The organism is Vibrio tasmaniensis (assembly GCF_024347635.1).
GTDB classification, from domain to species: domain Bacteria; phylum Pseudomonadota; class Gammaproteobacteria; order Enterobacterales; family Vibrionaceae; genus Vibrio; species Vibrio tasmaniensis.
Genome location: NZ_AP025513.1, coordinates 65,543 through 91,932 on the forward strand (window position 1 = coordinate 65,543; position 26,390 = coordinate 91,932).

At 43.0% G+C, this 26,390-nt stretch carries 34 protein-coding genes; 25 read left to right on the forward strand and 9 right to left on the reverse strand.

The features are described 5' to 3' along the window. Positions 1 to 4: 4 nt before the first annotated feature. From traL to OCV44_RS21955, 4 genes are all read right to left on the reverse strand, one after another. Complete coding sequence (gene traL / locus OCV44_RS21940; RefSeq protein WP_249633851.1) at positions 5 to 307, reverse strand: type IV conjugative transfer system protein TraL; 303 nt, start codon at positions 305 to 307, stop codon at positions 5 to 7. Positions 308 to 316: 9 nt separating this feature from the next. Continuing rightward, a complete protein-coding gene (gene traA / locus OCV44_RS21945) occupies positions 317 to 604 on the reverse strand; it encodes a type IV conjugative transfer system pilin TraA (protein WP_139686310.1) in 288 nt (95 codons plus the stop codon). A 470-nt stretch (positions 605 to 1,074) separates the two neighbouring features. Then, on the reverse strand, positions 1,075 to 1,266 hold the full coding sequence (locus OCV44_RS21950; protein WP_139686309.1) for a hypothetical protein: 192 nt from the start codon (positions 1,264 to 1,266) through the stop codon (positions 1,075 to 1,077). Positions 1,267 to 1,632: 366 nt separating this feature from the next. Then, a complete protein-coding gene (locus tag OCV44_RS21955; protein WP_139686308.1) occupies positions 1,633 to 1,821 on the reverse strand; it encodes a TraY domain-containing protein in 189 nt (62 codons plus the stop codon). 690 nt (positions 1,822 to 2,511) lie between these two features. On the opposite strand from OCV44_RS21955, the gene OCV44_RS21960 reads away from it, so the two are divergent. Both OCV44_RS21960 and OCV44_RS21965 read left to right on the forward strand, forming a co-directional pair. Beyond that, positions 2,512 to 3,351 carry a hypothetical protein gene (locus tag OCV44_RS21960; protein ID WP_261900968.1) on the forward strand — a complete coding sequence of 280 codons (840 nt, stop codon included), beginning with the start codon at positions 2,512 to 2,514 and terminating at the stop codon, positions 3,349 to 3,351. 509 nt (positions 3,352 to 3,860) lie between these two features. Further along, on the forward strand, positions 3,861 to 4,073 hold the full coding sequence (locus tag OCV44_RS21965; protein ID WP_139686294.1) for a hypothetical protein: 213 nt from the start codon (positions 3,861 to 3,863) through the stop codon (positions 4,071 to 4,073). A gap of 300 nt (positions 4,074 to 4,373) precedes the next feature. Here the strand turns inward: OCV44_RS21965 and OCV44_RS21970 are convergent, their stop codons facing one another. Then, on the reverse strand, positions 4,374 to 4,826 hold the full coding sequence (locus OCV44_RS21970) for a hypothetical protein (protein ID WP_139686295.1): 453 nt from the start codon (positions 4,824 to 4,826) through the stop codon (positions 4,374 to 4,376). A 288-nt stretch (positions 4,827 to 5,114) separates the two neighbouring features. On the opposite strand from OCV44_RS21970, the gene OCV44_RS21975 reads away from it, so the two are divergent. The 4 genes from OCV44_RS21975 to OCV44_RS21990 all read left to right on the forward strand — a co-directional run bounded on the left by OCV44_RS21975 (position 5,115) and on the right by OCV44_RS21990 (position 6,890). Beyond that, the gene (locus OCV44_RS21975; protein ID WP_102482220.1) at positions 5,115 to 5,690 is read left to right on the forward strand and encodes a ParA family protein; all 576 of its coding nucleotides are present in this window, start codon (positions 5,115 to 5,117) and stop codon (positions 5,688 to 5,690) included. Further along, on the forward strand, positions 5,690 to 5,959 hold the full coding sequence (locus OCV44_RS21980; RefSeq protein ID WP_102482219.1) for a hypothetical protein: 270 nt from the start codon (positions 5,690 to 5,692) through the stop codon (positions 5,957 to 5,959). The genes OCV44_RS21975 and OCV44_RS21980 overlap by 1 nt, the downstream gene beginning before the upstream one ends. 153 nt (positions 5,960 to 6,112) lie before the next feature. After that, positions 6,113 to 6,289, forward strand: a complete 177-nt coding sequence (locus tag OCV44_RS21985) for a hypothetical protein (protein WP_170213773.1) — start codon at positions 6,113 to 6,115, stop codon at positions 6,287 to 6,289. A 355-nt stretch (positions 6,290 to 6,644) separates the two neighbouring features. Next, a complete protein-coding gene (locus OCV44_RS21990) occupies positions 6,645 to 6,890 on the forward strand; it encodes a hypothetical protein (protein ID WP_080967327.1) in 246 nt (81 codons plus the stop codon). A gap of 625 nt (positions 6,891 to 7,515) precedes the next feature. Here OCV44_RS21990 and OCV44_RS22000 read toward each other — a convergent pair. Beyond that, positions 7,516 to 7,788: a DNA methylase gene (locus OCV44_RS22000; RefSeq protein WP_246091845.1), complete on the reverse strand. Its 273-nt coding sequence runs from the start codon at positions 7,786 to 7,788 to the stop codon at positions 7,516 to 7,518. A gap of 397 nt (positions 7,789 to 8,185) precedes the next feature. On the opposite strand from OCV44_RS22000, the gene OCV44_RS22005 reads away from it, so the two are divergent. From OCV44_RS22005 to OCV44_RS22065, 13 genes are all read left to right on the forward strand, one after another. Beyond that, positions 8,186 to 8,914 (forward strand): hypothetical protein, encoded by a 729-nt coding sequence (locus OCV44_RS22005; protein ID WP_048659142.1) that lies wholly within the window; start codon positions 8,186 to 8,188, stop codon positions 8,912 to 8,914. Positions 8,915 to 8,979: 65 nt separating this feature from the next. Further along, positions 8,980 to 9,162, forward strand: coding sequence for a hypothetical protein (locus tag OCV44_RS22010; protein ID WP_139686123.1), 183 nt, complete (start codon positions 8,980 to 8,982; stop codon positions 9,160 to 9,162). Between the two features lie 226 nt (positions 9,163 to 9,388). Then, entirely contained in the window at positions 9,389 to 9,772 is a 384-nt protein-coding gene (locus tag OCV44_RS22015) for a hypothetical protein (RefSeq protein ID WP_132714722.1), read from the forward strand. Between the two features lie 11 nt (positions 9,773 to 9,783). Then, positions 9,784 to 10,206 (forward strand): DUF2513 domain-containing protein, encoded by a 423-nt coding sequence (locus OCV44_RS22020; RefSeq protein ID WP_048659132.1) that lies wholly within the window; start codon positions 9,784 to 9,786, stop codon positions 10,204 to 10,206. 23 nt (positions 10,207 to 10,229) lie between these two features. Then, entirely contained in the window at positions 10,230 to 10,379 is a 150-nt protein-coding gene (locus OCV44_RS22025; protein WP_170213762.1) for a hypothetical protein, read from the forward strand. A gap of 395 nt (positions 10,380 to 10,774) precedes the next feature. Then, the gene (locus tag OCV44_RS22030; RefSeq protein ID WP_139686124.1) at positions 10,775 to 11,017 is read left to right on the forward strand and encodes a hypothetical protein; all 243 of its coding nucleotides are present in this window, start codon (positions 10,775 to 10,777) and stop codon (positions 11,015 to 11,017) included. A 123-nt stretch (positions 11,018 to 11,140) separates the two neighbouring features. Continuing rightward, positions 11,141 to 11,455, forward strand: coding sequence for a hypothetical protein (locus OCV44_RS22035; protein WP_246091847.1), 315 nt, complete (start codon positions 11,141 to 11,143; stop codon positions 11,453 to 11,455). Positions 11,456 to 11,644: 189 nt separating this feature from the next. Beyond that, on the forward strand, positions 11,645 to 12,148 hold the full coding sequence (locus OCV44_RS22040; RefSeq protein ID WP_139686125.1) for a hypothetical protein: 504 nt from the start codon (positions 11,645 to 11,647) through the stop codon (positions 12,146 to 12,148). A 38-nt stretch (positions 12,149 to 12,186) separates the two neighbouring features. After that, a complete protein-coding gene (locus tag OCV44_RS22045) occupies positions 12,187 to 12,507 on the forward strand; it encodes a hypothetical protein (protein ID WP_139686126.1) in 321 nt (106 codons plus the stop codon). Between the two features lie 9 nt (positions 12,508 to 12,516). Beyond that, entirely contained in the window at positions 12,517 to 12,960 is a 444-nt protein-coding gene (locus OCV44_RS22050; protein WP_139686127.1) for a DUF2513 domain-containing protein, read from the forward strand. Further along, a complete protein-coding gene (locus OCV44_RS22055) occupies positions 12,960 to 13,682 on the forward strand; it encodes an FRG domain-containing protein (protein ID WP_246091849.1) in 723 nt (240 codons plus the stop codon). The genes OCV44_RS22050 and OCV44_RS22055 overlap by 1 nt, the downstream gene beginning before the upstream one ends. Before the next feature lie 582 nt (positions 13,683 to 14,264). Then, positions 14,265 to 14,585, forward strand: coding sequence for a type II toxin-antitoxin system MqsR family toxin (locus tag OCV44_RS22060; RefSeq protein WP_048659135.1), 321 nt, complete (start codon positions 14,265 to 14,267; stop codon positions 14,583 to 14,585). Positions 14,586 to 14,606: 21 nt separating this feature from the next. Beyond that, the gene (locus OCV44_RS22065; RefSeq protein ID WP_048659136.1) at positions 14,607 to 15,017 is read left to right on the forward strand and encodes a type II toxin-antitoxin system MqsA family antitoxin; all 411 of its coding nucleotides are present in this window, start codon (positions 14,607 to 14,609) and stop codon (positions 15,015 to 15,017) included. A gap of 133 nt (positions 15,018 to 15,150) precedes the next feature. Here the strand turns inward: OCV44_RS22065 and OCV44_RS22070 are convergent, their stop codons facing one another. Continuing rightward, entirely contained in the window at positions 15,151 to 15,366 is a 216-nt protein-coding gene (locus tag OCV44_RS22070; protein WP_017087580.1) for a hypothetical protein, read from the reverse strand. Between the two features lie 709 nt (positions 15,367 to 16,075). On the opposite strand from OCV44_RS22070, the gene OCV44_RS22075 reads away from it, so the two are divergent. From OCV44_RS22075 to OCV44_RS22100, 6 genes are all read left to right on the forward strand, one after another. Further along, entirely contained in the window at positions 16,076 to 16,540 is a 465-nt protein-coding gene (locus tag OCV44_RS22075; protein ID WP_139686128.1) for a hypothetical protein, read from the forward strand. A gap of 92 nt (positions 16,541 to 16,632) precedes the next feature. Continuing rightward, complete coding sequence (locus OCV44_RS22080; protein ID WP_139686129.1) at positions 16,633 to 16,950, forward strand: DUF1640 domain-containing protein; 318 nt, start codon at positions 16,633 to 16,635, stop codon at positions 16,948 to 16,950. A gap of 876 nt (positions 16,951 to 17,826) precedes the next feature. Beyond that, positions 17,827 to 18,213, forward strand: a complete 387-nt coding sequence (locus OCV44_RS22085) for a DUF7659 family protein (protein ID WP_099166103.1) — start codon at positions 17,827 to 17,829, stop codon at positions 18,211 to 18,213. A gap of 76 nt (positions 18,214 to 18,289) precedes the next feature. Further along, positions 18,290 to 18,625, forward strand: a complete 336-nt coding sequence (locus OCV44_RS22090; RefSeq protein WP_016786841.1) for a hypothetical protein — start codon at positions 18,290 to 18,292, stop codon at positions 18,623 to 18,625. 55 nt (positions 18,626 to 18,680) lie between these two features. Continuing rightward, positions 18,681 to 19,124, forward strand: a complete 444-nt coding sequence (locus tag OCV44_RS22095; protein ID WP_390903469.1) for a lytic transglycosylase domain-containing protein — start codon at positions 18,681 to 18,683, stop codon at positions 19,122 to 19,124. A gap of 568 nt (positions 19,125 to 19,692) precedes the next feature. After that, positions 19,693 to 20,052, forward strand: a complete 360-nt coding sequence (locus OCV44_RS22100; protein WP_050613184.1) for a hypothetical protein — start codon at positions 19,693 to 19,695, stop codon at positions 20,050 to 20,052. Positions 20,053 to 20,070: 18 nt separating this feature from the next. Here OCV44_RS22100 and traI read toward each other — a convergent pair whose 3' ends face one another. Further along, positions 20,071 to 25,848 carry a conjugative transfer relaxase/helicase TraI gene (gene traI / locus OCV44_RS22105; protein WP_261900969.1) on the reverse strand — a complete coding sequence of 1,926 codons (5,778 nt, stop codon included), beginning with the start codon at positions 25,846 to 25,848 and terminating at the stop codon, positions 20,071 to 20,073. 114 nt (positions 25,849 to 25,962) lie between these two features. Further along, a complete protein-coding gene (locus OCV44_RS22110; RefSeq protein ID WP_139686212.1) occupies positions 25,963 to 26,187 on the reverse strand; it encodes a hypothetical protein in 225 nt (74 codons plus the stop codon). Positions 26,188 to 26,390: the final 203 nt, after the last annotated feature.

The window sequence follows — 26,390 nt, forward strand, 5'->3', positions numbered from 1 at the left end:
CTCCTTAAAAAATCCAGTAACGGCGACAGGCTGAGGGCGTGCGCTTAAAAAGGGTGGACTTGATGAAGGAAGCCCCCCACCAATAAAGTGACAGGGTAATGATGTTGTCACCGTATTGCGCTTTGATGTAACGCAACCCCCCAAACCAAGCCATCGATAACGTCAGCCCTATCATTTCGTGTTTCAGCCAAAATGAGAGGCCGAAAATAAAGAAGGCTGGCGCGATTTCATCAACAGGGAAGCCGAGCCAGCGGCGACCTTTGTTCATGTGTTTTGGGATAGAGAAAAACTGATGAGGGTCTTCCATGGCGGCGCCTTAGCCTAAGCCGACAAGGGGCGCGCCCACGTTCCACAAGACTGAGCCACCGATGAATCCGCCCACGGCGGCAAACCAGTTACGGCTCATCAATCCGGTAATGACCGCGCCCGCCAATCCGGTTCCTAGCATGGCGGTTTCAACCGCAGAGCCTTTGCCAGCGGTGTCTTTCATCGCCTGTTTACCTGACGCGAAGATATCAGCGGCCAGAGCGGGCTGAGTGATAAAAAGTGTCGAGACAGCAACGCCAATACCGACCATGAGGGCGCGTTGGGTGCATGTTTTCATAATGAGTTTCCTTATTGAGTGATAAAATTATCGAGTGGGTGTTAATGGTGGAGTCAAGGAGGGGTTTCCCCCTCTATTGGTTATCTTCTTGCCGGATAGACAAGAAGGCGTGGTTTCGCTTTTCAATGCTCACTGACGGTCGATAGGAGACAGAGTATTTTGGATGGGACGCTTGCTCTTTTTGAGCCTACTGCCAATAGACTGCGCGAGACGCTAACAAGACTGACTCCCCAGTGAGTTCAGTGTTTTTTAAGTGGTGGCATCACTCACAGTTTGACTGTGAACAGACGGTTTTCTATGCCGTTTTCAGGGGCAAAACCTATGTCTGGTCAGTGAGCATTGAAAAGTGTTTACCCTATCCGCTGACGCGGTACTCCTTTTGTCTCAACAAGAGGCTTCGCCTCGTTATTGCAGCCAAAAGCGAGTGAATGGAAAAGCGGGACGTGGGGTGATTGCTCAGTTGATATTGTCTACCCTTGTATCGCTGAGCTCTCCATTTTGTCCGCGGTGTAGAGCGCGGTTTGTGCGAGAGCACGATACGTTTGGGATAACGCGGCTTGCTCGTCTGATGTTAAACGCTTCCCGTTGGCCGGGATAGCGGCTTGCTCGATGACATCAACCCAAAACTTAAGCTCTTGAATGGCGGTCATTTTTGATTTCATGGGGCTGCTCCTTTTCGTGGTTTATCTTGGTTCTCTCCAAAGCCCACTGTAGAAATAGGCTTTGGAGATTGTCTCTACCTGACCGCCGAGACAATAGGCGGGGCTTATTCACATTTCGGGTCATTCACACAGTTCAGCCATACCAGCTTATGCCCTTCCATTATCTATAGGTCATGCATCCGGTCGCCGTAGCGGTCAATAAGGTCTGTTTCAGTGAATTCCTGTCCTCCGTCACTGGTTTGCTCGGAGTGACCCACACAAAAACAAGTTCCGTGTGAAGTCGTTCATGGCGCAAGTTGTTAAAGAGCGAGTTGACCATCGTTTTGATGTTCGCGATCCCATTCGGGGATCTTTTTTTTGAAAAAATTACGGTTTATCTTTGGGTACTTCCCAGTTCACACCGAACAGCTCAAGGTGATGCTCTAGTCGTGCTTGCGCTTCCGCGCGTTTTGTACGGCTATTGTGAGCCGTTGAGCTATCTAGAATTTGGTTATGTTTGCCTGAGAGCTTCACGTTGACGTGCGTACCTTTTAAATCGGATAATTTCTTATTCAAAACGGTTTCACTTTTTTCTTTATTTTACATAATGGACATAATGCGCATGATTTTAAGTTGTTGAAAAATAAGGGGAAAATTAGATAAGTGGTGAGGACATGGCTAAGAATTAAGCGATTAAATAAATATAAGGACTATCAAGTTTATATAAATAAAGTATAATATGTGATTAGATATCACAGATTATAATGAAGGCATGTAAGTTATTGATATAACTACGTATAATGTCCATTATGTAAAACGATTTTGTGAAAGTGTGATTTAAGACTTGAGACTCATAAAGTAAGTGCGCTATACTTTGCTTAGATTCTTAGAGTGAAAAGTGCATTACATAGCACGCTACTACATAGTTTTCTATGTAGTGTATTTTTTAAGAATTGAGAGTGTGTTAGGGGTGAGATCCTAACTAGATAGCATTCGCAAAGCAGCCGTTCTCCCGATAGTGAACGGCTTTTTTGTGCCTGAAATTTAAGCATTTGATCTTTCTAGCGATCTTGTGTAAATTGAAAGCTCATTGTTTGGACTCTCAATCCAAACAACCCAAAAACTATCGGAATCAAAATATGAAGAATCCCATTGTGTCTTGCCTATGGCAAGCGACCCTCAGACTCAAAACCTCAGTAGTAACCGCATTAGAATCAGATCCTCACACTTTGATCTGGCTCGGTTATGGCTTAGAGGGCGAGTCTCATGTTTGCAGATAACCTTGCGCCAGCGTTAGCCAAATCCCAATACGACAAAGCGTATCGTTTGATGCGTAAAGCACGTAAGCGTGAACTCATTGAGATGCACCATGAAGTGCTCAATCCTAAGTCAGCTCAACACGAGGTTGAACTTAACCAGGACGATTACGCGATCGGTTTTAAGGCTCAACGTCTGCTTCGTAGTGGTGAGGTGGTCAATCTTCCCCACGAGTACGCTTTTATCTTGAAAGCGTGCCAAGAGTTTATCCATAATCCCCAGCGCTTCCCTGCCCTATTCGCTTGGGGCGGCGCGGCGATCAATAACATCCAGTGCCGAACACTGATCGCCAAAGTTTTAGCTTGTATCTTACCGAACACGGATTTGATTGGTGGCCGTATCGGTGTGCCGACGGAAGCCGGTTTGAAAACCATCAGCTATGATCAGCTGCAGGAAGACTACGCGCTACGGTGGGGCGAATATATTTCGCCGAAGTCGTTCGCTAAGGTGATTCGATACTTGCAACGTGCGACTTACTTGTACAGTGAGCGCATTAATGTGTGCGTCGATGATGCCGAAGGTACAGTGCGCAGCGCAGCCGCTTATAAGCAATTTACAGAAGCCTTCTTTAGAGACATTAAAGTGGTGCGCTATCCTAATATTTGTGAGTTGATTATTGCCTCTCGCAAACGTATGGAAAAGAAAGGCTTGCGTTTTGACTGGCTAAACTTCCGCACCATTGCTTCTGGTATTCAGGAGATCTACAACGCGACGCGCTGTAATGATTTTGCTAAGAACGTGGCTAACCTGTTCACAGCAACGCCTCACTACTCCCCTTCCCCGCACTAGCTATAGAGAAGTATCCGCTTAACGGCGGAGGCTTTTGCACGTTCGAAGCCTATTTTTGGTTAAAGATCCACCAATATTCTTCGTATTTACCAGAGTCTAACCCTGAGCCCCCTCCCCTCCCGATCGTTCTGAGTCGCTTTTTTATGTCAATTTCAAAAGGGAGTGCAATAAAAGCGTGTAAGAAAAGAGCACAAAGATGGCTCTAAAAAATGGACTGCGGTTATGTGTACTCCGTAGTTAAACTTCGTATATAAATAAATATTTAAGTAAACATTAGATAGAAAGTTAAGGTTCACGCTGACTGCTACATACTTGTATGTAGAGCCGGTGTGAAGCCGACAAGCGATAGCGCGTCAGTTACATACCCAAGTCCAACTTGATCGATCCTACAACAGCCGTCGCTTCGCTCCATGATACCCACAGCCAGCATTAAGCTTAACTGAACTAAAAAAGAACAACGCCATCGCTGGCTGCGCTGGATCTTTCTTTTGTCATTCGACAGGAAACTTTTGAGCATATACGTAGAGTCTCGTGGAACCACCACAATAAACACGAGTCACATCAACCAACAACGCACCTCTTACTCGCTTCGCTCGCGCATTCTACCAAGGCGAAGGGCAATTTCCGTACCCGTTACCTTCATCGATACATTAAGCTCCATCTGGAGTGGTTGGAAAGTGTCTTACTCGCTACGCGAGCGCGTTCTGGTACTCGTCGCATAGCGACTCATGAAATTGAAAAGTGACAGGGCAGCGGATTTAATTTTATCTGCGCAGATCTTGAGCAAAAGAAGAAGAAGAAGAGTTGATATGGAATTGCTGAATATCGATTATGTTACAGTGTAGCGTAGTTGGGTTGTAAAAATAGCGAAATGTTTCCATCTCGCTATTTTGAGCCAGTGATCACCTAGAATTTTGACGGACTGAATCGACTTAGGGTTCATTGTTGTATTGGGGCTGATTGTGAGCAAAAATAGCCCTCGTGGTTTTCTGTATTCACAGAATAAAATCAAAGGGACTTCTCTAAGACTTTCGTTTCAATTGCAATAACTTAGATGCTTTCGAGATTTGAATCCCTTTATAAAACGTATATAGGCCAGCTCCAATAAAGATAGCCCCAATGAGTTTGGGCATAGGGCTAGAGAATGGAGTTGAAAATACATTTATTGTATACGCTCCAGCAAGAGGGAAAACTATCCCAAAAAAGAGATGAAGCCGCATTCCGATGTTACCTGATACACCTGTCGTATTGTTTTTATATGCATAGGCGTTAAAGATGCCGTTATTTACCTTACCCGCAACTGCTACATTATCATTTTCATCAATCAATATAGCTTCACTAGATTTTAGTTGTACTGGTTGCTTATCGATTTGAAATATCGTTACATGGGTAGTCGTGACGCCATTGTTATGACCTCCACTACTGATCTCTACAGTATTTCTAAGTTTAGAAACAACACCTTTTGATATATCCATGCTCTGCCTTTATTACCTCAATATTCAACTAAACTTATAATCTACAATTATAGAAAGTAGGTCAAGAACGTAACGCTCACCTGGAGGACAAGGCTCTTTTAGCTTAGTGATTTTTTGCTCATCCCCAGATAGTATTTCCTATAAATACTTACAACTATTCGAACGTACAGTTGTACATATTAACAGTGTTCAGGTGTATTGTTGTACAAATGAATGACTGTACATTTGTTGACTGTACACTTGTATAGTGTATAATTGTATGGTTTTTGATTGTACAGGTGTACGCTTATGAAAGTTATTGATGTTTGGAACCCTAAAGGGGGGCAAGGTAAATCCATGCTTACTATTAACCTTGCAGCAGCAGCGGTCGAGTTAGGTAAAAAAGTTCTCGTTATATGCCAAGACCCACAAGGAACCTCTACTCTCTATCATAAGGGAGGAAAGCTTCCTTTTGAGGTTTTAAGTTCAATTCCTAGAACAAAACCTGATGCGGATATATTGATTTTTGATCATCAAGCAGCAGATTGGGATGTCCCTGAGGGGGCTTTATTAATCATGCCATTTAAACCTGCAAGAGATCAGTATGCCACTTATATGGATGCCTTTAAACGTGCTGAACTGGTAGGGAAATCGATTATTACAGTTGTAACTGATACTAGTAGCCATCGACCTGAGGAAGTCAATGTAACAAAGGCAATGAAAAAAAGGGGAGCGTTTACTATTCCATCTAGTGGCGTGTTTGGTAGAGCGGCGTGTGAATATCGTACTATTTTTGATGATGCTTTGAATAGAGCTTACAAAGTAAGAGAGCGCCGCCGTGAGTTTTTACAGATTATGAGCCATATACTAGTGGAGGTTAAGTGATGTCGGATTCTCGTTTTGGATGGATGAATGAAGAAGATGATAGGGCTGAATCTAATCAGTTAAAAGGGAAAACTGAAAACCCTGATGCTCCGATAATGAAAAAAGTTATTCGCACCCCTAAAAGAACGACAAGAGGAATTTTTGTTGATGATAATATTTGGGATGATTTTGAAGACATCATTTATAAGCAAAAAAAGCAGAAAGGGAAGTCAAAACCAGAGTTAGCAGAAGAGGCTTTGCTTTATATAATTGAAAAATATAAAAAATAGCTATACTAGCGAGTGGCAATTTATACAACTATACAACTATACAACTATACAGTGTACAGTTGTATAGCTAACTAGTTATACAACTGTACAATCCTTTAATGAAAGTTTGCCGACGAGCATTAAAGGAGCAGCCCAACCCATTGGAGAATTAAGATGCAATTGAACTGTAGCATAACTCACACCCTAAACCAAAGCGTGACTAATGAAGAACTCGATACGTTGGTTAGCCTCATGGAACGCAACTACTTTCGCCCTAACCAGCAAGAAGTGATTGCCGCATTCGTTGGACGACAAACTATCAAGAACTACCTAGAGGAGTGTGAGTTATAAATTATTCACCGTACGGTGTTTATTGGATCGTATTATCGATCATATGTTAAATTGACAAAATTAGGCTGGCTTTTGCGCGGTAGGGGACGACTCTAGCTACAACCGCTCGAAAGTCAGCCTCTTCTCTTTCCATACCCTCGATTTCCCTTCTGAAAGTTAATTACAGTTTTCTGCTATATGTTAAACACTTGTGATGCGTTTTTATTTCGACTCGATTTCGCCCTCTAAGTCTCAAAACTAGAGCTTTTTGATTTCAATCTAACTGACCGCTATCAGACTTTCTTTAAAAATTGATCCTGATGCGGGATCTTTTGTTAGCATTAAAAAATCAATAATAAAAATGGAGTCTTCTTTTATGTTACTGAGAAATTTTATCGATACTAAAGCCTTGTCTTGGCCATTGGCTCCCCATCTAGAAATGACTAAGGTGGGAAAGCTGACTCTTTATCTTTCTCCTGATATCCCAGAACGAAAGTTTTCAATTGATGAGTTACTTGCTGAGGTGAAGTTGTCTAAAAAGCAGACTAAATTATGGGCGGCTTATTTCCGGGATCTTGCTAGCGAGTTAGATTCTCTTCATGACGAGAGTAATATCAAGTAAGCTGAAACATTTTTGGTGCTTTCGATAGGGAAACCAAGGAATGATTAAATGAAAATAGTTAAACAATTAATCAGACAGTTACGGTCAGTTAAACCGTAAGTTTATGGCGTGACTGGAAAAAATAATGGAGCTTCATTGGACCTATGCGTTTAAGCTTTGAATTTACCGTTGAATGTAAAAACTGACGCGCGATTGCTTGTCGGCTTTGTCCTGTCTCTACATGCAAGCATATAGCAACCAGCACAAACCTATCTTAATGGAGTTGAATTTGAATATAAATGAATGGGTGTGTATCGAGGACGGAGAGGGTGATTACGTGATCGAGCGTTTTGAAGTTCGAATGAAAGGGAGAAAGCCATTGGTGATCAATAATCCGTCTTTTTCGAAACTGCTCTTTGTCACCCAACAATATCTCAATTGCTCTCTTAACATGACCAAGGAGCTCATTAGGCGAACCGTTTTAAATTCGTCAGAACCATTCACCATAGAAGAGTACGTCAAGTTGGTTGAATATCTTGAGAGAAACTAAAGTGAGTCATTCAAAGAGTGTGTCACTTACCTGGTCTTAAGTGAAAGGAGCGTTTTTTCCTAACTTTTGCTCCGTGGCCAACACAGTTAAATCTGTCTATTCTACTTCCATCATAGCGGCCAACACTGCTAGTCTTTCTTTTGGCTCTAACGCTTGGTAGTTTTTAGCCCATCGTTGGGCTTTTCGTTTAATGCGTAGTCGGTCGGTAAAGTTAACCCCTGCATAAGCTGACCAGTGCAAACTATCGGCTTCGTAATTCATCCACAATTTTTCTCGTCTCACACCACCCAGTGTCATCACGTTAAACTCATACGTCCGCCAGTCCGTTAATAGCGAGTCGTATAATTCGGCCGGATACCCTGAATGCATGATTTGACCCCGCGTTCAGGTAGGAATTTGAATTGGGTTAGTCGTTCAATGTGTTGCTCTATCGTGAGTTCTTTTCGATAGCGTTTGTTTGAGGTTCTTGTTTCATGTTAGGTAATAAGAGCCTTGAAACCACGTTAAGACTTATAGAGACAAATACTGTGAGTATGCTAGCAATTGCAGATATGGCTTTTTAAAATGTGCTAGACACATATGACGGGTGTATGTAGTGTGCTTTTATTAGCTACAAACAAGTGAGCCACCCTCGAAAGGGTGGCTCTTAAACTCGCTACCTGTTGTCAATACTGTTTCCAGCGGAAGAGGACAGGGCTATCACAACAAGAGGATTTACCTCAGTTGCGTCTAATAATACACAACCTTGATACAGAGGGCAAATAATTTGGATTTGGAAGAGATCAAGCAAGGGCTTTCTACAGAAAAACTAGAGACCTATCGTCAGGTGCTCGACTGTAAATCTGATAGTGAGTTAATAGCCGTCTATATGGCAATGCAAAGTATAATGTCTCAGTTTTTCTCAGTAGTTCAGCTACTTGAAGTGACGTTGAGAAATTCAATCCATAAATCAGCAACAGAATGCTTTGAAGATGATGAATGGTATAAGCGAATTCCTCTAAGTCAAGAGTCTAGAAAACAAGTCGATTTTGCAGAACAGCAGTGTTTAAAGGATGTAGGCGCTCGATATACCAGTAACGATCTTGTTTCTCGATTACCGTTTGGATTTTGGGTTCACATGTTACACCGAGACTACAACAACCCTCGCAACAGAGATCATAACCTATGGCAAACACAGTTGGATAAGTGTTTCCCGAACGCTAGAGAGAAGAGAGTTAAACTCAATACACTATTTCAGAAAATGGGAGCATTAAATAAGTTCAGGAATCGTTTATTCCATCATGAGCCAGCATGGAAAGGTAGATCCACTCGAAACCGAGTTGATGCTATTGAGTTTCTTCTAAAAATGTTCAACGAGCACACGGACGCTATTTACTTACTATCCACTTCTAAACGAGATCTTATTACAGTGTTAGGGTTTGAAGATAAATTCAATCAAGAGTGTAATATCAAAAGCTTAGAACGTTTTGAGGCGTTGTTATCTCCCACAAATTGAAATAGTGGTGATTAGCAAGCTAGACATATTTGACAGGTAAGTGAACCGGAGTGTACTAGACCTATATGGCGGGTAAAAATACTACAGAGTTTCAACTTATAGCAAACGCTAAAGGTTGGAAGTTTGAAGAAATTGCAAAACGTTGGGGTAAGTCAGAACGTCAGCTATCACGTATAGCAAAGGCAGGGGAGCAGCGGGATTTAGACGCTGTGAACGGCTTGCCAGATAAGAACAAAGTGAAGCAATAGGGGAAAATAAAAATGGAAATTAGGCAAATACCTTGGGTTGAGTTAAAGCGTAATCTTGAAGAGGTTGGTGTAGAGTATGGAACAAACAAGGCAGTATATCGTTATATCCAGTCCTTAAATGCTAGCGTACGTTTAAGCTTGAAGTCTAAAGGTTACACTAGTAAGACCGTTACACTCATAGATGGAACCGAGCTTTATGCTTGGGTTCAAGCATAAGGGGAATATCATGGCAGAAAAATGTTCTTTTTGTGGTGCTCTTTTTACAGTTGTGGAAGTTGGAGGCGGTGGGGTTTGTGGAGCTTGTCGCGAGCCTATTGATTGCCCTTACTGCCACAAAACGGTTCGGGAAGAGCGTACCACAGGAACCTTTACTACAACTCTTGTAAAAAACCCAAGCAGTCCTTTATCGCAATATCTGGGGATTACGGATAAAGAATTGGATAAAATGGACGTTGAACTTAATGCAAATACAGGTAGTCATGAAGAAATGACTTACTGCTATTGGTTTGAAGTTCCAGAAGGTACTCCACAGGAGACCCTAGATAAAACGGGGTGGAAAATTGGAGATGTTATCGATGACATTCCAGTTTCGGTTGTTGAAGTTGAGTAGAGGAAAAATTAATGAGAATTGATTATGAATATTTGAACAACGTCTTAACTCTAATTCTGGATAGTGGAAAAAGTGACTTCAAGCTCAATGTTGCACCATTTCAAGCATTGTGGCCAAAGGACGACGAACAAGCCTTAGATAAACTAGTTTTTCATCTTGAGATATTAGCTGACCAAAATTGCCTAGAGTCTGCACTTACGAAGAAAGACGGTATTGGCTTTAGAAGAACTGGCTCAGGATGGATAGTTAGTATTATACCTTTGCGGCTCACTGCTCATGGACATCAATTTGCAGCCGACTTAACTAAGCCAACAGTAATCGACCAGTTAAAAACGTCATTCTCAGATGCTGGGCCTAATGAGGTTGTAAAGATCGCATTTGCTTTAAGCAAGAATGTACTTGAGAAAAAGTTGAAACAATTAACCGATCTTTGAGGGAAGTGATGCAACTAAATTCTATGGAATGGTTAGAGGTTGAGTTTGAATTACAACTTGAACCTGAAAGTGATTTAGAATATTTGAAAAATGCCGTAGCAGAAACAGTTGTAGATAACGAGTCTGACTTTTTTCCTATCATTGGTGCTATCTGTTCACAGTTAAATGATTAAGCTAATTATGCCACTGATAGTTTTGCTGTTGATCAGGTTGATTTTGATGAACCATTTCATCTAGAAGAAGGACGCCCTGTTGGAACTGGTTCCCTTCAAGCTAGTTTTGAATGGACGGCATACTATGGTTGTGATGATTTGGACTTACACGATGAAGCACAAGAAGTTTGGGAATTTAACCTTAACGGGCAGACTCTGAATTTTAGGATTCAACTTCCAGAAGATAGATTGGACGAATTTTAGAGGGAATAAGATGCTGTTTCGTACAAATGATAGCTTTTTAACGAATGGTTGGTTTTGACTTGGCTTGTTGATTTGCGCGGTACTTATAGCAATGTTATTTACCAAGTACAAAAACCAAAGGTAGAGGAAAAAACGTGATTACAGATACTTATATGTATAACGAAAATTTGACGATTCGCACCAGTGATAAGATCGAACGCTACCCACAAAAAACAGCCGATGGTAACGAAATCGTGGTTGTTTATGTTGACGAGGTTGAATTTAAAGGTGCTGGCGGTAAGTGGTCTAAACAAGGCTTCCGTTGGGCTATTGTAGAGCCTCACTTAACCGAAGAAGAGGTCAAAAACTGGCTACTCAATAACGGCCTTTCTACTGTGCCGTTTCTTAGGGGGTAAAAGTCAAGGTATGGCGAAACACTGTAATGAATTAGACGGACATCCTATATGATTCAATACTCTTGTCATCTCTGATGATATTTAAAGAGTATTTTCGTTAATGTAAAAATAAAGGATTTAACAATGGAAACGACAATTAAGAAACTCAATCAACTACTGCTGCAATCCCATACCGTTATTGACAAAACAACGGAAGGTGGGGTTTCGGTGGGTGTGGCTCAGTATGTTCCAGAACTAAATGCGGCGGTCGGTTACTTGCAGAATAACCGTAACATGAAAATCGCAATTTCAGTTAAACCGCAGAGCCCTACAGTGCATTTAGTGATTGGTCACAAGGGTGGGAATAATATTAATGTAGAGAAAGAATATCCATCGCTCGCAAGCCTAACGGTAACGGATCTCGCAGACCTTTGTGCTACTCATCTAATGAACAGTTAGGGGAATAGAGAACTATGGAATAACTCAAGCTTAAGGTTATTAAAGCAACCATATACCAGATGTTTGTTACTACCCAAAACACAATATCTAGTATGCGGTCGCAGCTACCAGTACACGAAATATAGGAATTATTACGATGAAACTAGATTATTCAGTAGTAATGGGTGCAGTCTGGATTTGGAGGTTTAAATGATTCAAGGAACGGTAATGTTTAGTGGTAATAGCCGCCAACCTTGCTTTGCAGATTACAAGGCTAAGTTGTATCACTCTAGTCACATTCAGCATGTTGCAATACTTATTAGTGAAAATGCTACTTCTACTAGTACATTTGTAAATAATAATGACTTTACGACTTATACCGCAGTGAAAGCAGTCTTACAGCGACTTGGCTATGGGGTAAGATTTGATTTCATAGACTTTTACTACCTTCATCCAAGGGATAAGTATAGTGATGAAGTATTGATATCTAGAATTCCTGTTAAGTGGAGTCCTAGCCCGTCAGAGTACACGGATGTGTCTTTTATCGAGAGGTTGAGAACTCGATATAGAAAAAAGGCCACTAAAACAAGTTACGAAATTCTTGTTGGTCAGGATAATTTCTATTGTGGCGAACCTTATTTTGCAGCAAGAGACTTTGAGCAAGAAGAACGAGCTGAAAAGTATAAAGAGTTATGTGACTTCTTTGAGTTGTAGTTGACGCGCTTAACCAGTTTTAAGGGGGAAATTGTCGCATGAAAACAAGTCAGATTTTGGAATTTCTAAGAAAGGCATCACCAACATTACAAGTCAAGATTCAATATAAAGAGTATGGTGCACTACCGGTTGGTAAAGTCTACCATGAACCGCCAAGAACCTTCCTCCAAGAAGCAAAAGAGGAAGGGGTATACTCTAATGTTGAAGGGCTATTAGAGCGTCTTGAAAGCATTGATGCCACGGTTCCTTTTGATGCAGATTTAATTTCTGGTGATGATTGGAATTTCCAAGAAGTGCAAAGTGTGCTTGAAAGCGAAGGAAAAGTCCTTATTCAAATTTCAGATCCAGTTTTTGATTAAGGGGAAAAAATGAAAATAGATCTAGACTACATGCGTAAAGTCGTCGATGTATTTATTAATGCACCAACAGCTACAATAGAACTCTCTGATTTAGGAAAGGCAGGAATAAATTTTGAATCAGTAGAAAACCCGAACAAGTTTGATGATGAGTTCATGTTTCACTTCTCTTTACTCGTTGAAAATGGGTTAATCAGCAATGTAAAACTAGAAGGCTATGATTTAAAAGCCTTGGGGCTTCAGGTTGGATACACACATGACAACTACTCAGTTGTACCTCTTAGATTGACCCAATCTGGACATGACTTTGCCAGCATGTTGAATCAAAGCGAGGTTTTCGAAAACCTTAAATCAAACTTTAAGGAAATGCCTTTTGAAGTCATGATTGACGCTGGTAAATCATTAGCAACAGCATTCATGAAAAAGAAAGTCGCTGAACTTACAGGGTTTAATTGATGAATATGGAAATGACGACGTTTAAGATATCATCTCTAGAATTATTGCATAAGCTATTCAGTTGCCATACCAGCAGAGGTGGTTTTGGGTATTGGTTTAGAGGTCAAGCTAACGCGTCATGGGAGTTACTTCCATCAGCGGGAAGAGATGAATATTTATTGCCAAAAGATCCTAATAGAGACTTAGGTCGGTGCTTTGAATGGACTCAGTCAGCTATCGCTATGACTGAATTGACTGATAGTATCATCGAAAATTTAGCGATAGCCCAACATCATGGTCTTGCAACTAGACTACTAGATTGGACACTCAACCCTTTAGTTGCTTGCTATTTTGCAGTATCAAGTGAGATTGAAAGTGATGCTGTTATTTATGTTCTTGAATCCATTTCTATTAGTGATCGCGCAACTCATTCGATGAGCAGAGAGGCTCTAGCTCACCACCATGGGGTTATTTGCTATCAGCCCAAAGCTATAAACCGCCGTCTAATTAGCCAGCAAGGACTTTTTACTGTGCATTGCCCACCAAGTTTGCCTTTCCCTATATCTCGATCTGTTATTGCCCCAGAAGAGACAAATATCAGATGTTTTATCTTACCTAAAGAGTTGAAGAAAGAGATTAAGGCTATGTTGGATAACTACGGTGTTAATGAAGCTACTTTATTTCCAGACCTTGACGGGCTAGCTCGGTATGTAAACAGAAAGACTAAAGAGATGAAGCAATAGATTGGCTTAATGGATTATGGAAAGGTGTATTTCACCTTAATCGTATGGGTACGATTAAGGTTGTTTATGGGGGCGGTTTGGGTATTAGAGTTAGTGCGCAGCAAAAAAATGCGATGTTGATTATACATTACATTGAACTGAATCACGGTAAGCATACACCAGTACACACTAGCTATCTACGTAAACAGGTTAGTAAGTCACTGTGTAAAGAATTAACCTCAAATCATTTTTTGGTCGGTTTAAGAAAGTTGTCAGACAATGGTTATTTGGTTTATCAGCCGAATGAAAACAAGTTGCTAAATTCTTCTGCTAAAGAGAATGAGAATATGTGGCAACTTACTAGCAAAGGTCGGATATATGCTGAGGAATTACATTCTTCCAGAATGCGTCCTAAACGAACTTACACCAAGAAATCAAACAAATGAAACCGTGTCCATTGAGGAGTAACTTTGTGTACTCTACATAGAATACGTTTTCATTGGGCTTTAGACTCAGTACCATACAAGTTTCATAAGTGTAAAATTACTTGACACTATTGGCTTATACATAAATAATAACCCTTAAAGGGTAATGGGGCTTGCGATGACAACCAGCTTTACTACTCCAAGTTACGATCTTTATTTGATAAAAAAAACATTCTCTAAAGTTGATAAGCTTCGGTTTACAAAGTCAGCTCGTCAGGGGTACGTAGAGCTAGGTATGGATGAACAGGATGTGGTGGACGTAATAAAATCATTACAACCATCCGACTTCTATAAAACCATGCCATCCGATAAGCGACCTGATCTTGGCTACTTTGATGTTTATCGAACGTCTTGGTGTGGCGTCGATATCTACACTAAATTTCAAGATATCGGAAGCGGCTTTATCAGTATGTACATTGTCTCTTTTAAGAGAAAATAATTGTTTGTAGAGGCACATAGTATGGGTAACTTTAACGGTAAATCTTGTCCTTTTTGTGGAGAAGGTGTTATGAATCGAGAAAATCGTGATACCGAATACCACTACAAAGGACACACACTATTAATCCAACAGCCAGGCATACACTGCTCCTGCTGTGAAGAAGCGATTCTTGAGCCTGATGATGTAAAATTCAACCGTATTGATATTCAAGCATTTAGGGCAAGAGTCGATGGAATTATTGAACCGAAAAAAATTCGTAGTATCCGAAAAGCACTAGGGCTAAATCAAAAGGACGCTGGAGAACTATTTGGTGGCGGACACAATGCTTTTTCTCGTTACGAACGAGGGGAGCTAGCCCCTCCTAAAGCATTAAGTATGTTGTTAGACCTTTTGGATTCACACAAAGAAATCCGAAAGGAGATCTTAAAATAAAAAACCTCTTACAAAAAGAAGCAACCCCATTGGTGCTTCTTTTTGACCGCATTATTGGAGTTATGTACAGCCGCGTTACTCCACCACGAAGAAAGCCTCCCGACGGAGGCGTTCTTTTATATGCATTTCAACGTTAAGCAGGATCTTCCAAGTTCGCCTTATCTGCTTCCACAAAAGGCTTGAATTCATCGTGAGTAATGCGCGTTTTGTTTAGCTCTTTCTTTGCTGTCCATTGCGTATTATCTATTAGATACTTTCTGTTGTATGCCGATTTGGATTTACTAACTAGCCCCAAATGATAATCCATTTCATGATCTTCACTAAAATTCACATATTCCCAATCATTCATTACGTATAACCTTTTTATTTCACCCATTAAGCTGCAACTATTGCACCATATTCAAATGTGGGCACTGAAACTACTCTTTTCAAGAGCTACTAGGCAAAAATCCGGTGTTTATTAGGTCCATTATGGTAAATAGCCCAATTAAGGGTGATTTTATTCGTCACGGAAGGGGATGCTTACAGGACCTTATCGACGGCTTTTTTATCATCATGGTTTAAGGTCGATGTGAAGGGCTGAGTTGTGATGAAGGCTTGAGTTGGGCGTTACCCTTCGGGCAAGGCTTTTTGCTTGTATCTTTCATCTATGGCCTAAGAGTGACATCACCCTGGTGTGTCACTGCGTGCCGCCCCAGAATGTGCCTCTCTACAGACCCTATCTAAAAGGATATCGCTGCAATCCTGAACGCCTACGCTACTGCGTAGCTGCGCCTCGTCGTGCCTCCTCGTTGCCTTTCACTGCCTGACATTAAGTTCGAGTAAGGGCTGGTTTTTTTATGCGCCGATTTTCCTTTCTACTCGCATCACGTTACGGGCTTGCAAGCTGTTTAACCTTCTCTCAACACAACCTGCATTGCAAGGGAGGCTTCGCGCTGTATCCCTAGAGCAGCAAGCTGCTAAGGGCTACTAGCCCCTTGTCAAACCAGAACGATGTTGCGAGTGCGGACAGCTAAGCGGCTCCGAAAAGTGATACTCAAACAAAAAGGAAACTCCTCATGGCGCAACAAAACTCAACCCTAACTCTCCCTAAAATGCCAAACAGCGACCAACGTTTCGCCGTTGGGCACGAAAGCTCACCAAAAAATGATGCCTCTTTGTCTGAATCTCAATATGGATTTATCCAACTGTTTTGCTCTGAGGGTGTTAGAGCTCAGTGTCCAGGTACAAATGATGAAGCTTGTTTTGACTACATCAAAGAAAAAGTTTGGCATGTTACGGAAGGCTCAAGTCTTCGTTTTGTTGCTCAAACTGACTACGTTCACCCCGATAAATTTTTCAATGCTTTACTAAAAAGCACTCTAGTTAAGATTTACACACTGTTATCTGACGACGAGCCTGACTTAAAACCAGAGTGGGAAGGAACTGTGGAGGAGCTTGAAAAATGCGATGTGTTTGAAAAATTAGACACTTGGAATGCGTTTGATGGTGAGGGTTATTGGCTTGGAACATCGGAATTTTAAAGTCATGGCCATCTCATTCACGCCCATTTTGGCGTGAATGACTTCCCTAGCGTAATGCAGTAAACTAAAGACAATTAAATAAGGTTTCTATTATGTCTGAATCAAGCAAAGTTACATTAAGCGTTGAAGAGCTGATCAACCTAACCGCTCATGCTGCCACTCAAGAGCAGTTAAATGATACGCGGAAAGAACTCGATCAGAAGATCGAAGCGGTTCGTCATGACCTTTCAGATAAAATTGAAGCGGTTCGTAATGAGCTGAAATCTGATATTCAAGGGGTACGGAATGAGGTCCTGGGGGTTCGTAATGAAGTGAGTTCCCTTAAAAACCTCGTTATTGCTACTGCCTTTGCGATGATTGCAACGGTAGCCGGTGCCGCGTTTTGGGTTGGCAGTCATATCACCGCTTAATGTACAAATATGTTTTCTGAAATGCCTCTTATCCTAGAGGCATTTTTTTGTCCTCATTATGTCCTCGAACGCTTCAACACTCGCGCTAAAAGAAGTTGAGCCAAAGGCTCGACCGCAAGCGGTCGTCAAACCGGCTCTCAGTGCCACAGTGCGTCCATTTGCTCGATGTTTGATTGTATTGCCTTGTCATGGGGTTGCTTTATGGGGTTGTGGCTTATAGGGCTTGATAGGCGGCTTTTTTATCATAATGATTTAAAGCCTATTTGAAGTGCTGTGTCTTGATAAGGGCTTGAGTTGGGCGTTACCCTTCGGGCAAGGCTTTTCGCTGGTATCTTTCATCTATGGCCTAAGAGTGGCATCACCCTGGTGTGTCACTGCGTGCCGCCCCAGGGAGTGCCTCTCTACAGCCCCTATCTAAAAGGATATCGCTGCAATCCTGAACGCACTCCTCTCACTGCGTTCGTTGCGCCTCGTCGTGCCTCCTCGTTGCTCTCCCTGCCTTTGAATAAGTTCGAGTAAGGCTTGTTTTCTTATGCGCCGATTTCCTTTCACTCGCATCATTTACGGGCTCGCAGGCTGTTAACCGTCTCTCCCCACAACCTGATTTGCAAGGGTAAATGAACGCTGCGCGCCCTTGCAAAGCAGAACGATGTTGAGAGAGCGGACAGCTAAGCGGCTCCGAAAAGTGATACTCAAACAAAAGGAAAATCCTCATGGCGCAACAAAATTCAAACCTAACTCTCTCTAATTCAAATTCAGTGACCAGCGTTTCGCCGCTGGCCACGAAAGCTCACCAAAAAATGATATCTCTTTGGGCGCTGATTCTAATTCGTAGCGCTCAGGCTTTTTTCTGTTTTTAATGAAAGGAACGACACAATGAAATATCTCTCACACTATATTCAAGACAAACAAACTCAGGCTTTTAATGAGACCGGGGCGTTCTTTGCTTTTTCTAATCAACAGTTCGATGAGGGAAAAAAAGAGGGCGTGAAATACGCGTCGCTAGGTATGGGGTTAATTTGCCCCACCGATAACGCGAAGCAATTAATGACTCGTTTGGATTCTATCGCTCAAGAAGGGATCGCCGAAGATATCAAAGAGAACGGGAAAAAGGCGATCATTCGTCGTGAGTTATTTAATCATGAGTGTTTCTACACCAATGATATTTGTGATTGTGTGGAAAAGCTCGAAGGGTATGGCATCACTTACGATGAAATTCATGAAGTGTTTAATCATATTCGTAAAACGGAAGACGTTTATTAAGCGTGAAAATTAAAGCGCCTTGATATTTGTTCCATCAAATATCAAGGCATGTTCAATCACATCGGAGTTAGATTTAATGAACATTCTGAATGCTACACAAGATAGAGAAGAAACGAAAGCAAAATGTTACTTTTGTACGGCCGTGCCGTTTTCGTTGGGTAAAGTGGTTTATACGCAAGGTATTGAGCAGTTATTAGATAATAATGTCGGTGCTAACTTGTCGATTTATTTGCAGCGTCACCAAAGTGGCGATTGGGGAGAGACTTGCATTGAAGATAAAATCACCAATGACGAAGCAACCAAAACAGGCGAGCGAGTGATATCGAATTATACGATTTGTGATCAATCGGTTTGGATAATAACTGAACGTGACCGCAGCGTGACCACAATTTTATTACCTTGTGAATATTGATATCTCAATGGGATGGCATAAAATGAGAGTCCTATTATTAGGGCTCTTTTTTATGATGAAACCATTACTTTATCTTTCGTTGTTATCGCCGTGTTTCAGTTGGGCTTTTTGCTTTGATGAGGCAGGACGATTTTATAATGTCGATCCACAGCTTTTAAAATCCATTGCAACGGTAGAGAGCAGCTTAAAACCGAACGCGTACAATGAAAATAAAAATAGAGTCGGTGAGGTGGTTAGTCGTGACTTTGGATTGATGCAAATTAATTCCCATTGGTTTGATCGACTATCCGAATTTAATGTGAATGAAACAAACATCTATCATCCTTGCTTTAATGTTCATCTTGGCGCGTGGGTATTAAGTTCTAATTTTTCTAGTCATGGTTATAACTGGAACAGCGTCGGCGCGTATAATGCGGGTTTTTCCAAACGCACCGATAACGCCAGAAAAATATACATCCAAAAAGTCCAATCGGTTTATTTTAAGATGAACGTTCAATAAAAGGCCTTGCACCATAATGGTGCAAGGTCTTCAGCTTTTCCTCTCGCTTTCTTCCTTCAATTTCCAGATCCCCCGCATCCCTCGTTCGTCAGATTCATTCGCCACCTGGTCGGCTTTTGTCTTTCGCTGTCAGTTTTTCCCGCTGCTTTGATTAAGGAACTCAGGTCATTCGTTCTGAGTTGTTGGTTAGTTGAGTTGGTGACCACACACCACGCTAAATCGTAAACGATTTAAATGGTTGTCTGTGAAAAATATAAAGATAGTAAAAACAATGACTTATAGCTATTTATGGGGGCAAAAAAGAGCATGAAAAAATTTTCAAAATCTCAACTAATTAGCCGCTGAAATCGTATTTAAAAATGTGTTAAATGTATTCAATCTCCATTTAGCCCATGCGTGGTAAGGTTTGCAGGCTGTTTAATTTGAAAGTGAGTGTATTTGTATTTGATTTCAATTTAGCCCTTTTATAGATTGGTTTGTGGGCGATTGTGAAGTTGTGGTAATATGGTATTGTATTTGAATGTACATTAAATCGTATTGACACATTTGGGTGGGAGAAAATCTAAAAATGGCGAGAAGCACAGTATTACAAGCCACAATTAAAGGGCCGCTAGAGCAAGATTTTCGCAAGTTTAAAAAGAGAGAGGGTTTGACTGATGCAGATGCGGTTCGTCAGCTTTTGACATTGGCGCTGCGTATCAAATTGAATGACAGTGACGATGAAAGGCCGTCGAACCGTGAGCTAATGGAAGAGATTTACCGAGTAGTAAGAGGTAGCTCTGCCATTGGTGAAGTTATTCATGGACAAACCTTTGATGGTGAAAAACTATATAGAGATCAAAAAGACTCAAAGCCTGTCCGTCAGCAAGTTAAGGCGGACATTGATAAAAAAGTAGAGGCCTATCTTTCAGGCGAAAAAAAAGGGTAGCCAGTGGCTACCCTTATATTATCGCTCTAACTCTCTTTCGATTTCTCTGTCTTCCCAATGGCTCTCTTTCTCTGAGTGATTAAATGCCATCTCTTGCTGAGGTGAATATTCTTTTGGTTCAAAGTGGTCGAGTGATTGGCTGTCGGTTTCTTTTTTCTCATTGTAGTTGAGGGTGTCTAATTCGCTATCTTGATGAGAAATATGTGGCTCACTTAATTCTACGTTATGTGCGCTGTTATCTCGCTCTAATTTGCCAATGCACGATTTAATGTCCTCTTTAAGATGATCGTCTGACATGAATTGAATGTCTCGACCATTAAAGTTCTCGACGATTTTCTCAATGTTGTTCGGGTTTAAATCGTGATTACCTTGATTTAATACAATAATGATGTTCTGTCTCAGTTCATCGGTGGAGATGTTTTGAATGTCGTTTTTATGATTGACGTTGATAATGTCAATCTGCCCTTGGGTTTGGTCTCTAATTAAGAAAGAGTTCTCAATCGAGGTACTGATGATGGTGGTGTTTAAATTCTCTCCTTGATGGAATTGGGTTAATTGTTTGGACTTTGTGCCTAGGGTTCTTGGGTTAATATCTAGGGAGGTGTCTTTATTTCCTTGAGTGTCTAAATAGGTCACTTCAATGGCTTTGGTTTCACCTTCTTTATTGTGGATGTTGGTTAACATCGCAGGATGAACAGATCTATCTTCGGATGAATAGACCGCTGGGTGGAACTTAACCTGGTTATTTTCAATGTTATTGACACCGAGCTTGTTTAAGTACGTTTGGGCCAGCGTGTTATCCATCGGTAAGCTTTGATTGATATAATCTTTAGCCCTTTCTTCAAACTGCGCAATATGCCTTGGGGTGGTGCTCAATAATTTGTCGTGTTTATTGTTTTCCTCCAATTGATATTTATCTGGCTCATTGAGCATCTTGTGCGCTTCATTCATCGCGGCTTTATAATTCATTTCCTTATGACTCATGATTAGGTTAATCAATGCGCCTTTTTCGCCTGTGGTGTAGTCTTTAAAATACCCACGATGCTCTCCGGTTAAGGTCACTTTAATGGCGGATTTACCAATGCCAAAGGTTAAATAATCCCGGTCTGATTTGGATTGATTCGGCTGGCCTAATAACTGCATGGCGAGGCTTTCGGTGTATTTGGGTAGTTGCGTATTGATGTGCTCCCTAAATGTGTTGTAGTCAAAGTCACCGCTTTTATTTTGGAACCGGACGTCCTCATGAGGCAGAGCATTACGGTTAAAGTAAGTGGTGTCTTTGGGTGGGATTTGGTTGAGGGTTTCTATCGCGCTGGCTTTGTGGCTCTCTTTAGAAAGCCAGCTTTTGACCAGTTGTTTTGTGTTGTCGGTATAGAGTCGAATGTGCTGACTGGCACGAGTCACATCGATACCGGCGCGTCTTAAGTTGGTCAGTGCGCCTTTGCTTTGTATCGCGCTAATGACGTGTTGATAGGTGGACCCTTGCGCCATGTCTGCGGTCCGACTGTAAGCGTAGTCCCAGTGCCCGTCTTTAAGCGCATTAGGGTTAAGGTTGAGTGTTTGTCCTGTCTTAGATTGAGCGATAACATTGTCTGTAGTCGCTTGCGTGATGCGGTACTCCACGTTGGCTTTAATGCCGCGCTCTTTATCGGTAAAGCGGGTGATGATTTTATCGCCGGTTGAAAGTGGCTTTTCTGACGTAGAGAACAGGGTGGTGAAACGGTGGTCACGGTTACGCGGTAAGAACGGCCTTGCCTTACCTGTACTCGCGTCTTGAAGTGTTACTACGCCATGCTCTGAATCTACGTGTGTAATGGTGGCGTACTCACCGGGCTTGGTGCTCAGTATCAAGCCTTTTTGATACGGCATCATGGTGGTGAGTTCTTCCCCGGTCGCGCCGATTGAGCGTAGCCTCGTTGCGATGACGTTCTCTTTGCCTAACTCACTCTTTTTCATCAAACCGACACGGATGTGTTCGGTGATGATGTCTCGCTCCTGGTTGGTGTACGCGATAATCAGTGTGTTGTCTCGCGTTTCAGGGGTGCGCTCTAAATAGTCTTTGGCGACCACATAAGGCAGCTTCTCTGTGGCGGTGAGCTGCGCTCTGCGTCGGTCTTTGTCGTTTTCATCCAGCGTAGAAATGACATGTTGACTGTTACCTTGAGTATCAGGGGCTTGCTGCTGGAGCTTATCCAGGGCGCTCTGTGGCTGCTTATCAATGGTGTTTTGCGCCGCATTAAGTAAGGTGTCGTTTTGCTGACGGATGATGTCGGTCATGTAAGCGGTATCGATGCGGCCTTGGCTTATGGCCAGCTCAAAGGGTTTGCCGGCACTGAGCGATAAAAGCTGCTCTTTATCGCCCAGTTTGGCTGTTTTGGACTGACTGTCATTGACCAGCTTTGTGAACTCATCGGCTTGCTTGTTGCTGACCATGGAGCTTTCATCGAGAAAGAACAAGGTGTGTTGGTAGTCGCTGGCATCGCGGTTTCCTTGTCGGATGTCAGAGAGCAAACTTTCCAGAGTTTGCGCTTTCACGCCTTTGCTTTCTAGCTCTGCCACGGCTGCGTGTGTGGGCGCAAGACCGATGACACTTTGCTCTGGCTGCTGGCTGGCTTCTTTGACTAACTGGATAAGTTCAATGTTGGATTCAAGCATGGTGGACTTACCTGTACCGGCTAACCCTTGGATGGCCACAAAGCTGTCTTTGGTGGTTGAGATGAGGGTGATGGCGTCCTTTTGCCCTTGGGTTAGGCGAGGCTTGGTGTCGAGAAAGTCTTGCACCTGCTTAGGCGTTGCAAAAGGTTGATGCTGGCCTTTACCATCATCGATGTTTTGCAGGATGCGCTTTTCAGTTTCTAGCGCGGCTTGCGTCGTCCAGCGTGTGCCGTCACTGTACTCCGCAGAGAGGGTGTCGCTGCGTTTAGTCAGCTCTGTTTCAACCTGCTCTTTGGTAATAGAGCCTCCGGCTTCTTCAAAGGCGTAACGCACCGCTTCCACTACTAAGGCTTTTTGGCTAAACGCCGCTTCTCGCTCTGAGAGGTGGTTCAGGGCAAAGCTGACCGCTTTTTCGATGAGTGGCGCGTTTTGCGATTTGGCCAGTGCTGACAGTGCCTGACTGACATCCTGCTTTAGCAAATCTTGGGTGGCGTCGTTTAGGTAGCGGTCGTTGACGTTTTGCGTCTGCAGTACACGCTCAATGGCTGACGGGGAGACCTGCTCTTTTTCAAGTGCGCTTTGGGCTTTGTCTGGTTTGTCGGTGAAGATATCAAGGCGCTCTGTTTTTTCAGTCAGGTCGTTTATCAGGGGCTTAGATAGGGTAAATGCTTTGCCTGACAGTAAAGTATGGGCTTTTGGCTCAATATGGTGGGCGCCGTGAACGTAGTCGTATTGCAGCGGCGCGTCTTTTAAGCTCTCTAAGTTGACGCGCTGCGTTTCCCCTTTGCTCTCAAGCGTGAGGCTTTCTTTGTCAATGTGAGTGACAAGGTAGCTTTGGTTCGCGTCCAAGCCCGCAGGGAAGTGTTTGCCTAATGTTCGAAGGCGTTCGCCTTGGGCGATATTGAGACTTTGCGGTTTATTGATTTGCATCTTCATGTGCTTAAAGGCGCGACTGGACGGGTCAAAGGTGTGTGACTGTCCATCGCGTTTGCTGAGTGCGGTCATGGTGTTGCTCTCTTTGTCGATACTGGCGATGACAAAACTCTGAGGTTTGTTTTTCTCCCAATGGGTGAGTGTCATGCCTGGTTTGTAGTGTTGAACGAGGGGTTGCTGCGCTTTAGAGAGGTGGTGAGGGGTTTGAGTGAATAGGGTGGTTTCGTGTCTGGCGAGGGCGCCGGTATTTTTGAGCTGGCCCCGTATCGCTTCGGTTAACCGCCGCTGCTCTACGCTGGAAGTGGCAATCACTTGCGTGTTGGCTTTATCGGGGAGGTCTGAGTACACCCGCGCTATCCTATCGGTGTCATTGTCATGCAGTTTCACGTTGGTATGGCTGGCTCGCTTGCCGACCCAAGAATGACTCTCCACATTGCCTTTTTGATACAGCGAGATAGCGTTATTGGCTTTAAATCCCTGACGGCTTGATACGCGGTTAAGCATCACCACTTTACTGCTCGATTGTTTGGCTTTATCGGTGAGTGCCAATAATTCATTGGCGCTCATCTTATTGGCGTCATCGATGAGCAAGACGTCTTTATTGGTCAGCGGCGTATCGCTTTGCAATAAGCTGTGGGTGGTGTGGCGCTGCTCTGGTGAAAAGAGCTGACCGACCCAAGCGCTGAGTGTTTGACTCTTACGCTGGACGCTCTCCATACCCTCTGTCTTGTCTTTCACGCTTTGGGAGACCAATTGGACACGCTTACCGCTGTGATTGCCTACATTGAGTAGCTGCTGCGCAATACCCTGTGATGAGCCGTGTACATTGACCACGTGGAACTGTTTGGTGGAGTGGTACAGGTCGGTCAAGATGCGCTGCTGGTTTTCAGAGATAGCGAGCTTGTTGAGCGTGCTGGATTCAACGTGGGTGCGCATGTGATGTGCACGACCTTGGGTGCTGTCGATAAGCGCTTTCTCGTTATCAATTAAGCCTTTGGTGGTGTATTGCCCTTTTTGACTGAGTCCTATCAAGTCGCCTTGTTTAATCATTTCATCCGCGACTTTTTTGATATCAAGGGCGTTGAGTTGCACGCCGCCTTTGGTGAACTCTGAGGCGGTGAGTTCAATGATTTTTTCTAGGTGTAACGCGGTGCTGTATTGCCCTAGATGGTCAATGGCTCTGCTGATGGCGGCTTTGGTTTCACCAAGTGGTGGGGTGTTTTGCGCTTCCTTTACTTGTTGCGCCATGGTGACAAGCTCTGCGGGGTCATACCCTTGCTCTTTTACGGTGCTTTGCCACTGTTTGTTGAGGCTGTCACTGCTCTGGTAGGTTTTGCTTTTACGAGTATCGAGGTTGGCTACGTCTTTCGCCGCGCGCGAGTCAAAGCCTAAATCGAGTGTGCGTTGGTCAATTTGTTGTTTGCGAGTGGACGACGCATCAAGAATAGGCTGAGGAACACCGCTGATTTCGAACTGACCGTTGCCGACGCCTCGCGTGGAATAACCGAGGGTTTCTGCCTCTTTAGCTAATTGGCTCTGGTACAAGATACCGTAGTATTTTTGGAAGTTGTAAATGCGCTCGCCAGTCCCGTTAATCACGCCCCCTTTTTGTTTTAGGCTGGTTGATAAAGCGCGTAAATCTCCTTCTTTATCGCGCGTCATGTTAGCGGCTAGCGCGTGCGAGTGCACTTGCATGTCATTTTCACGGCTGGTCTTGTGGCGTACGACTGCAAATAGCATCGAATCCGTATTTTCGTATTCTTGAACGCCTTTCTCATGGGTGACTTTGACTTGTGCTACGTCTTTCTCCAGCTCTGTTAAGGCGAACTTCACGGCGTTATTGTGCGCTTCAATGAGGCGGCTCTCTCCGCCAATAAGCGCAAGAACGCTGAGGGATTTGGGCGCAGAAAAGGTCAGGTCGAAGCCAGATTTGTGTTTTTCTCGTTTCCCTTTAATGGTTTCACCACCCAGGTTGCCAGAGAGCACCGACTCTAGGGTGGCTTGCTCTACGGGTTTACCCGCCAGTCCCGCTTCGATGGCCAGCTTGCCATGCCAGAAGGTGTTTTCTCCCTGGTCTTTTTCCTTGAGGTAGTAGTTATCGCCCACGTCTTTTTCTAAAGAGACGTCAGGTAGGTCTTTGGGGTTTTCTTCGCTGAGGTAATATTTGGCAGCGCCAGAAGCGGATTTCAGAGGGCTAATAGAAAGCATGAGTATTTTCCTTATGCGAGGCAGATTGCCGCTAGCAGTAAAACTGAGCGGTAATCAGGACGAGAGGCGGAGTTTAAAAGCCTTGCAATGGCAAGGCTTGTGGCGGTCTAGTGATTAGCGGTTATCGTAAGGCTCTAGGGTGTAGCCTCTATGGTGTGTGCGTTGGATTAACTTTTTAGCGTCTCTGTAAGTAAGCACGAGATGTCGCCAGTCGTTGCCGTCGAGCATATCAAGAACAAAGAGTGGTTCAGGTTGTTTGTCAGGAGGTATGTTTTGGTGAGTGTTCGGTTTTTTTACTCGCGCGCTATGTTGGCGCTTGTGTTGGACTCTTGGTTTCATAATCACTTTCCATTGTTGGGGAAACAACGTAAGGCAAGAAAGAAAAGCGGCATAGATTAGTATGCCGCTAGCTAAATAAATTGAAAAATGGGAGCTTTTCAAGATTAAGCTTAAAATTACACTGGAAGCAATGTGAGCAATGTCGTGTGAGTCATAAGGATCTCTATAACTCACACTCAAATAATAATCATTATCATTTGGGT

Coding starts and splice junctions, on each gene's coding strand:
- traL (WP_249633851.1), bottom strand. CDS start 307: ATGGAAGACCCTCATCAGTTTTTCTCTATCCCAAAACACATGAACAAA.
- traA (WP_139686310.1), bottom strand. CDS start 604: ATGAAAACATGCACCCAACGCGCCCTCATGGTCGGTATTGGCGTTGCT.
- OCV44_RS21950 (WP_139686309.1), bottom strand. CDS start 1,266: ATGAAATCAAAAATGACCGCCATTCAAGAGCTTAAGTTTTGGGTTGAT.
- OCV44_RS21960 (WP_261900968.1), top strand. CDS start 2,512: ATGTTTGCAGATAACCTTGCGCCAGCGTTAGCCAAATCCCAATACGAC.
- OCV44_RS21970 (WP_139686295.1), bottom strand. CDS start 4,826: ATGGATATATCAAAAGGTGTTGTTTCTAAACTTAGAAATACTGTAGAG.
- OCV44_RS21975 (WP_102482220.1), top strand. CDS start 5,115: ATGAAAGTTATTGATGTTTGGAACCCTAAAGGGGGGCAAGGTAAATCC.
- OCV44_RS21980 (WP_102482219.1), top strand. CDS start 5,690: ATGTCGGATTCTCGTTTTGGATGGATGAATGAAGAAGATGATAGGGCT.
- OCV44_RS21985 (WP_170213773.1), top strand. CDS start 6,113: ATGCAATTGAACTGTAGCATAACTCACACCCTAAACCAAAGCGTGACT.
- OCV44_RS21990 (WP_080967327.1), top strand. CDS start 6,645: ATGTTACTGAGAAATTTTATCGATACTAAAGCCTTGTCTTGGCCATTG.
- OCV44_RS22000 (WP_246091845.1), bottom strand. CDS start 7,788: ATGCATTCAGGGTATCCGGCCGAATTATACGACTCGCTATTAACGGAC.
- OCV44_RS22010 (WP_139686123.1), top strand. CDS start 8,980: ATGGCGGGTAAAAATACTACAGAGTTTCAACTTATAGCAAACGCTAAA.
- OCV44_RS22015 (WP_132714722.1), top strand. CDS start 9,389: ATGGCAGAAAAATGTTCTTTTTGTGGTGCTCTTTTTACAGTTGTGGAA.
- OCV44_RS22020 (WP_048659132.1), top strand. CDS start 9,784: ATGAGAATTGATTATGAATATTTGAACAACGTCTTAACTCTAATTCTG.
- OCV44_RS22025 (WP_170213762.1), top strand. CDS start 10,230: ATGGAATGGTTAGAGGTTGAGTTTGAATTACAACTTGAACCTGAAAGT.
- OCV44_RS22030 (WP_139686124.1), top strand. CDS start 10,775: ATGTATAACGAAAATTTGACGATTCGCACCAGTGATAAGATCGAACGC.
- OCV44_RS22035 (WP_246091847.1), top strand. CDS start 11,141: ATGGAAACGACAATTAAGAAACTCAATCAACTACTGCTGCAATCCCAT.
- OCV44_RS22040 (WP_139686125.1), top strand. CDS start 11,645: ATGATTCAAGGAACGGTAATGTTTAGTGGTAATAGCCGCCAACCTTGC.
- OCV44_RS22045 (WP_139686126.1), top strand. CDS start 12,187: ATGAAAACAAGTCAGATTTTGGAATTTCTAAGAAAGGCATCACCAACA.
- OCV44_RS22050 (WP_139686127.1), top strand. CDS start 12,517: ATGAAAATAGATCTAGACTACATGCGTAAAGTCGTCGATGTATTTATT.
- OCV44_RS22055 (WP_246091849.1), top strand. CDS start 12,960: ATGAATATGGAAATGACGACGTTTAAGATATCATCTCTAGAATTATTG.
- OCV44_RS22060 (WP_048659135.1), top strand. CDS start 14,265: ATGACAACCAGCTTTACTACTCCAAGTTACGATCTTTATTTGATAAAA.
- OCV44_RS22065 (WP_048659136.1), top strand. CDS start 14,607: ATGGGTAACTTTAACGGTAAATCTTGTCCTTTTTGTGGAGAAGGTGTT.
- OCV44_RS22070 (WP_017087580.1), bottom strand. CDS start 15,366: ATGAATGATTGGGAATATGTGAATTTTAGTGAAGATCATGAAATGGAT.
- OCV44_RS22075 (WP_139686128.1), top strand. CDS start 16,076: ATGGCGCAACAAAACTCAACCCTAACTCTCCCTAAAATGCCAAACAGC.
- OCV44_RS22080 (WP_139686129.1), top strand. CDS start 16,633: ATGTCTGAATCAAGCAAAGTTACATTAAGCGTTGAAGAGCTGATCAAC.
- OCV44_RS22085 (WP_099166103.1), top strand. CDS start 17,827: ATGAAATATCTCTCACACTATATTCAAGACAAACAAACTCAGGCTTTT.
- OCV44_RS22090 (WP_016786841.1), top strand. CDS start 18,290: ATGAACATTCTGAATGCTACACAAGATAGAGAAGAAACGAAAGCAAAA.
- OCV44_RS22095 (WP_390903469.1), top strand. CDS start 18,681: ATGAAACCATTACTTTATCTTTCGTTGTTATCGCCGTGTTTCAGTTGG.
- OCV44_RS22100 (WP_050613184.1), top strand. CDS start 19,693: ATGGCGAGAAGCACAGTATTACAAGCCACAATTAAAGGGCCGCTAGAG.
- traI (WP_261900969.1), bottom strand. CDS start 25,848: ATGCTTTCTATTAGCCCTCTGAAATCCGCTTCTGGCGCTGCCAAATAT.
- OCV44_RS22110 (WP_139686212.1), bottom strand. CDS start 26,187: ATGAAACCAAGAGTCCAACACAAGCGCCAACATAGCGCGCGAGTAAAA.